Source organism: Actinophytocola sediminis, assembly GCF_054779715.1.
The window spans coordinates 1-4920 of the sequence record NZ_BAAGXS010000158.1 but is presented as its reverse complement, the minus strand read 5'-3'; the positions used below and the strand labels follow the sequence as shown (position 1 = coordinate 4920).

At 72.3% G+C, this 4920-nt stretch carries 15 protein-coding genes; all 15 read right to left on the bottom strand.

Annotated features, from left to right (window positions below):
* Positions 1-57 precede the first annotated feature (57 nt).
* A complete protein-coding gene (locus ACYVIP_RS45075) occupies positions 58-222 on the bottom strand; it encodes a hypothetical protein (RefSeq protein ID WP_460407443.1) in 165 nt (54 codons plus the stop codon).
* A 67-nt stretch (positions 223-289) separates the two neighbouring features.
* A complete protein-coding gene (locus tag ACYVIP_RS45070) occupies positions 290-574 on the bottom strand; it encodes a hypothetical protein (RefSeq protein WP_460407441.1) in 285 nt (94 codons plus the stop codon).
* Between the two features lie 97 nt (positions 575-671).
* Positions 672-1214, bottom strand: a complete 543-nt coding sequence (locus ACYVIP_RS45065; protein WP_460407440.1) for a WhiB family transcriptional regulator — start codon at positions 1212-1214, stop codon at positions 672-674.
* Positions 1211-1399 (bottom strand): hypothetical protein, encoded by a 189-nt coding sequence (locus ACYVIP_RS45060; protein WP_460407439.1) that lies wholly within the window; start codon positions 1397-1399, stop codon positions 1211-1213. The genes ACYVIP_RS45065 and ACYVIP_RS45060 overlap by 4 nt, the downstream gene beginning before the upstream one ends.
* Positions 1396-1599: a hypothetical protein gene (locus ACYVIP_RS45055; RefSeq protein ID WP_460407437.1), complete on the bottom strand. Its 204-nt coding sequence runs from the start codon at positions 1597-1599 to the stop codon at positions 1396-1398. The genes ACYVIP_RS45060 and ACYVIP_RS45055 overlap by 4 nt, the downstream gene beginning before the upstream one ends.
* Positions 1586-1831: a hypothetical protein gene (locus tag ACYVIP_RS45050; protein WP_460407436.1), complete on the bottom strand. Its 246-nt coding sequence runs from the start codon at positions 1829-1831 to the stop codon at positions 1586-1588. The genes ACYVIP_RS45055 and ACYVIP_RS45050 overlap by 14 nt, the downstream gene beginning before the upstream one ends.
* Positions 1828-2043, bottom strand: coding sequence for a hypothetical protein (locus ACYVIP_RS45045; RefSeq protein ID WP_460407434.1), 216 nt, complete (start codon positions 2041-2043; stop codon positions 1828-1830). Before ACYVIP_RS45045 ends, ACYVIP_RS45050 begins: the two co-directional genes overlap by 4 nt.
* A complete protein-coding gene (locus tag ACYVIP_RS45040) occupies positions 2040-2246 on the bottom strand; it encodes a hypothetical protein (protein WP_460407432.1) in 207 nt (68 codons plus the stop codon). The genes ACYVIP_RS45045 and ACYVIP_RS45040 overlap by 4 nt, the downstream gene beginning before the upstream one ends.
* Entirely contained in the window at positions 2243-2455 is a 213-nt protein-coding gene (locus ACYVIP_RS45035) for a hypothetical protein (RefSeq protein WP_460407430.1), read from the bottom strand. Before ACYVIP_RS45035 ends, ACYVIP_RS45040 begins: the two co-directional genes overlap by 4 nt.
* Positions 2452-2649 carry a hypothetical protein gene (locus ACYVIP_RS45030; protein ID WP_460407428.1) on the bottom strand — a complete coding sequence of 66 codons (198 nt, stop codon included), beginning with the start codon at positions 2647-2649 and terminating at the stop codon, positions 2452-2454. Before ACYVIP_RS45030 ends, ACYVIP_RS45035 begins: the two co-directional genes overlap by 4 nt.
* Positions 2646-3299, bottom strand: coding sequence for a RusA family crossover junction endodeoxyribonuclease (locus ACYVIP_RS45025; protein WP_460407427.1), 654 nt, complete (start codon positions 3297-3299; stop codon positions 2646-2648). Before ACYVIP_RS45025 ends, ACYVIP_RS45030 begins: the two co-directional genes overlap by 4 nt.
* Positions 3292-3705, bottom strand: a complete 414-nt coding sequence (locus ACYVIP_RS45020; RefSeq protein ID WP_460407425.1) for a hypothetical protein — start codon at positions 3703-3705, stop codon at positions 3292-3294. The genes ACYVIP_RS45025 and ACYVIP_RS45020 overlap by 8 nt, the downstream gene beginning before the upstream one ends.
* A 113-nt stretch (positions 3706-3818) precedes the next feature.
* Positions 3819-4157, bottom strand: coding sequence for a hypothetical protein (locus ACYVIP_RS45015; protein WP_460407424.1), 339 nt, complete (start codon positions 4155-4157; stop codon positions 3819-3821).
* A gap of 84 nt (positions 4158-4241) precedes the next feature.
* Complete coding sequence (locus ACYVIP_RS45010; protein ID WP_460407422.1) at positions 4242-4619, bottom strand: hypothetical protein; 378 nt, start codon at positions 4617-4619, stop codon at positions 4242-4244.
* The coding region (locus ACYVIP_RS45005) for a DUF732 domain-containing protein (protein ID WP_460407421.1) at positions 4616-4920 on the bottom strand (305 nt) is incomplete at its 5' end. The genes ACYVIP_RS45010 and ACYVIP_RS45005, both read right to left, overlap by 4 nt.

The following is a 4920-nucleotide window of genomic DNA, read 5'->3' as shown; positions in this document are numbered from 1 at the left end:
CCCTACCCCCTAGGGGGTAGGGCGTCAAGCCCCCTCTCGTGGGACGCCCCGTGGCGGTCAGGGCTGGTCGGTCATCCACCGGGGGATGGTGTCGGGGCAGCGCGCCGGGATGCGGTCGTGCGCGGGCAGGGGGCCGACAGGCGCGGGCGCGCTGTGCTCGGGGTAGTAGCGCTCCGTCCAGCGCGGGTTGTCGTGGCGGTCGTCGTAGGGCTGGTCGTCCATGGCCTGTCCTCTCTGGTGGTGGCCGGGGGTGGTGGGGGCCGCCTCCCCGTGGGCGGCCCCCTGTCGGTCAGACGAAGTAGTCGTCGTCGACGGCGACCAGGTGCTGGTCCATGCCGCTGAACCGGAGGGCGGCGGCGTGGTCGTCGGCGGTCTGGGCCTTGCGGTTGCTGTCGGGGGCCAGGTGGATGGAGCCGGTGCGGGTGAGGTCGATGAGGGCGGCGTCGAAGGCGGCGCGGTCGGCCTTGACCAGGGGGCGGAGGCGGGCCAGGCGGACCCAGTCCTGCGGCTTGGTGGAGAGCTCGAGGTAGGCGGCGAGGAGGGCTTCCTGGACCGGGGTGGTGGTGGTGTTCATGGTGGCCTCCGTGGTGGTCGGTTTCCCTGACAACAAGAACACTACCCCCTAGGGGGTAGGCTGTCAACCCCCAGGGGGTAGAGACCGTTCCCGCAGGTCACGCCGCCACCAGCACCCCCACACCCCCCGCCACCACCACCGGCAGAGGCAACAGCAACTGCCCCGGCCACGCGCGCCCACGCCCCGCGCGCACCGCCCCGGCCAGCACCACCGGCGTAGCCCACAGCTCCCGCGCGCGAGCGCGGGCCCGCACGTGCTCGCGGCGCATGGCCTCATACAGGGCGTGCGCCCCCTTGCACTCCGGGCACGGGCAGCCCCACTTCACCCGGCGGCTGTTGGTTCCGTGCGCCGGCGGATCCCCCGGCGGCTCGTACCCGAAGCGCGCCGCGATGGCCTTGCGGTCCTGCCGGTCCAGGCCACCCCAGATCCCGTACGGCTCCCTGCGCTCCAACGCCCCGACCGCGCACAGCAGCCGCACCGGGCACGCCGAACAGATCAACCGAGCGGCGGCCGCCTCGGCCGAGCGCGGCCGGGCGTCATGCCACGCGTCGACCAGCGTCGGGTACTCGCGGCAGAGGGCTTGGTCGTGCCAGTCCGGCACCTCACGCGGCAACCTGGCCGGCTCGTCGACCGCGGTCACCGGTCGCCGACCTTCCGCATCCCCAGCAGCGCGTTCCACGGGTTGTTCAGCCTGCGCCGGGAGCACCGCGAGCACATCCGCTTCCACTCGCCGCTCAGGGTCTGCTGCTCCCAGGCGCCAGGCTTGGTGCCGGTGCGCGGCCCGTGGGGGAGCGGGCACCAGGGGCACACCCACGGCGCGGTCACCGTGGCTCCCCGGTGTACAGGTAGACGATGCGGGGTCCGTCGCGGCCGTCCATCGACCCGACCGACCGGTACGTGTAGCGGCGCAGCGACACCAGCGAGCACCACCGGCAGTGCGGGACACGCAGCACCGCCACCTCGTGGGCCAGGGTGAGGGTCTCGCCGTCAGCGGGGCCACCGCCCATCAGCTCAGCGCGGGTCACCGGGCACCTCCAGCCCGTAGAACGGCGCGGTGGGGTCGTAGCCGTTCTCCCGCAGGATGCCGACCAGGGTGGCGACGTCGGTCAGCGGAAGCGTGGCGCGGCCACGGAGGGCGGAGGCCAGCTCGTAGCAGGTGGGTGGCGTGTCGTCGTCCTCGTGGCAGTACGGCCGGTCGTCGATCATCGCGCTCAGCTGGTCTCGGGTCCGTCCACACCGGGCACACGTCTGGCTCACGCCCGGGCCTCCTTGGCGAGTTCCTGTGCTGCGCGTCCGCCGCACCGGGTGACCTTGTCGATCATGGATGCGCCGTGGCCTGCGGCGACCAGACGGCGGGCGATGACCAGACGCTCAGCACGGTGCAGCCGGCGCCCGACCGGCCTGCCGGCCAGGGCCCGGTCGATGGCGACCCGGTCGACCCAGTCGGGGGTCACGTCCCGGCCGATCACCGGTCCTCCCACACGGTGCCGCGCAGGCCCGCGTTGAGGACACGCAGCGCCTGCCCGGCGAAGTCCTTCCAGGACAGGTGGTCGGCGACGTACTCGGACGCGTAGTCGGCAAGCAGTTCCTCGGCGCCGCGCTTGACCATTTCCTCGTGTACGCCCATCGGGTTGCTGCTGGAGTGCGAGAGGAGCCGCTCGATCTCGCTCATCGGTCGACCTCCTCGTCGAGCAGCGACCAGGTACGGCACGGCCACGACGCGGCGTGCATCGGGTTGCCGGTGTGGTCGCAGCCGGTGCACGCGAACGCCTGCTCCTCGTGCTCGCGGTCCGGGGAGTGCAGCTCGGCGAGGTGCACGACGAGCCGGTCGGGGGAGGCGCGCAGTTCGCGGTGCCGGATCAGGTTCTTGAGCCTGCTCATCGCTGGTCCTCCCACGACACGGTGATGGTGGCCTTGGTGATCAGCTTGGCGACGGCGCGAGCGTCCTCAACCTCGATCGCGTGCCCCAGCTGGTCCTCGGCCATCTCGACGATGGACAGGAACTCGACGTCCCGGGCGTGGTCGAGGATGACCGTCGTGGCGTACTCGCGGAGCTGGTTGGGCGTCATGCTCATCGCTGTACCTCCACGGTGATCCAGAGCCGCCGTTCACCCGCACGGGGGTGGATGACCGGGGTGAGCTTGGTCATGTGCTCGGGGGTGTCGTCCGGCACCAGTTCGAGGCCGACCCAGTCCCGGCGGGGGCCGCGGGCGAGCGCGTCGCACGCGGCTTTGAGGACGGGCCAGAGGTTGTCGGCGTCCCGCCTGCGCTGGTCGCCGGGCCGGTAGTGCAGCTGCACGGTGAGGTGCCGGGCGTGCGGGACCTTCGCGGCGAGGGCGGCGGTGACGACGCCGTGCCGGATCACCCCGACCCGCTCGTTGTACGACTTCCAGTGCATGCGCCAGTTCGCGTTGAGCGGCTCACCGGGTTGCGACCGGGGTCCGTGTGCCTTGGGGTGCAGGAGCATCGGCACGTCGAGCTCGAACACCTCGGGGGCGCACCGGTCGTGTTCGTCGGCGGACACCTCGTCGTTCTCGATCCCGTCGAGGGTGTGGCCGCACGGCAAGGTGCTCACCGGCTGGTCGCCGAGGGCGGCGAGCGCGTCGCCGTACTCGGCCTTGACACGGTCCATCACGTCGGACAGCGCCGGCCGGGTGGTGCCGGTGCCCGCGGCCGGGGGAAGCTCGGTCGCGGACACCGGGTTCGGCGTGGGCTGGTCAGGCACCTGGGACCTCGATGCCGTACTTGGCGAGCGCGGCCCGTGCGTCCTGCTCGGCCTTGCACGGGGGCAGCTCAACGGGGCAGATGCCGGCATCGTGGTCGTCGGCCGCCATCGCGAACCGGTCGGCGCGAGACGAGTCGCCGCGCCGCCCTACCTCGGCGCCGGCGTGCCTGAGCAAAGCGGCCGACCGGGCAGGTGTGGTGTCGCCGAGCACCAGCGCGTTCTCGGCGGCCTGCTCCAGGATCTTCGCCGCCGTACCCCACGCCTCGTACGCCGCGATCGCGTACTCGGCCACGACCCGCAGGATCGGGTCGGTGATGTCGGCGGGGTCGAGCCACTGCTGCTCGATCACGTGCGCGGCACCATCGCCGCGTGCGATGTCTTCGAGGATCTCGGTCAGGTCAGCCACGTCGGTTCTTCTTCCTGGTCAGGACAGCAAGGAGGGTGAGGGCGAGGGCGACCTGGGCCCCGCGGGTCGCGCATCCGTGTGCGCAGCCCGCGGGGCCGTAGTCGCGGCGCTGGTCAGCCACCAGCGGTGTCGGGGTGGGGGAGGTGGCCCCAGGTGTAGGTCCCGAGGCCGAGGTCGGCGCGGTGCCGTTCGCCGTAGTGGTTCGCGGCCAGGTTGCAGCGCACCTCGTGGACGAGTCCTTCGGTGGGCGCGCCGCACATGTCGACCGGGTAGGTCAGGCTCGCGGCCCACTGGACGTGCTCGCCGCTGTCGGTCTGGATGACCACGGTGGGCTCGGGCATGTAGGCGATGACCGTGCCGGTGGCGCGGACGTGGTCGCCGACGGGGCCGAAGCGGGCTTCGACGCGCTGACCGTTGGTGACCCACGCGTAGGGGTCGCGGTTGTCAGCCACGGGTCACCTTCTTGGTGGGTCCCTGCCGGTCGGGGCAGTTGGACGTGGCCACGCCGTGGCACTCGCACTCCGTGTCGAAGTTGATCATCGGTTCCTCCTCTCCGTGCTGGTCAGGTGGTCGAGGACGGCGTAGGCGGCCGTCTGGATCAGGGGCATCTCGTCCGGGCCGGAACCGGTCCGAGCGGCGGCGTCCTGCGCGGCGATCTCGGCGGCGTCCCACTGGGTGCTGCCGCACATCGCGCCGGGGTCGTGGATGACGATCACCGTGCGGCCGGTGCAGGAGCAGTCGATGCGCTGGCGGGTGACGGCGGCGAACACGGCCATGGCGTCGGCGATGTCGGCGCGGGTCCGCTCACCGGCGGCCGGGTCGGCCTTGAGCTGGTCGAGCCAACCGACGACGTCGCGGGGCTCGCTGGTGAGGGCGTGGCGCGGGGTGCGCGGGCGGCGCTTCCAGAGCTTCACAGCGCGCCTGCCAGGCACAGTGAGCCCTGGGCGGCGCCGATGATGTAGCCGGCGTCGCCGCCGCTGTACCCGCCGTGCTGGGCGAGGATCGACACGGCGCCGGCGAAGCTGCCGCCCGACGCGAGGTAGTCGCAGATGGCGTTGCCGGTGTCGATGGCGGCCTGCCCGGTGGAGTAGACGATCCCGCCGGTGTCGAGGGTGTCGAGGTAGATGTCCTCGAGCGGCAGGTCGGCCGAGGGGGAGATCGGCACGGCGGTGGTGGTGACCGCGTTGGTGACCGCGGATCCGGCCTCACCGGCGG

Excerpts from the sequence above, each read along its gene's own strand:
- ACYVIP_RS45075 (WP_460407443.1), bottom strand. The coding sequence starts at position 222 with ATGGACGACCAGCCCTACGACGACCGCCACGACAACCCGCGCTGGACG.
- ACYVIP_RS45070 (WP_460407441.1), bottom strand. The coding sequence starts at position 574 with ATGAACACCACCACCACCCCGGTCCAGGAAGCCCTCCTCGCCGCCTAC.
- ACYVIP_RS45040 (WP_460407432.1), bottom strand. The coding sequence starts at position 2,246 with ATGAGCGAGATCGAGCGGCTCCTCTCGCACTCCAGCAGCAACCCGATG.
- ACYVIP_RS45035 (WP_460407430.1), bottom strand. The coding sequence starts at position 2,455 with ATGAGCAGGCTCAAGAACCTGATCCGGCACCGCGAACTGCGCGCCTCC.
- ACYVIP_RS45030 (WP_460407428.1), bottom strand. The coding sequence starts at position 2,649 with ATGAGCATGACGCCCAACCAGCTCCGCGAGTACGCCACGACGGTCATC.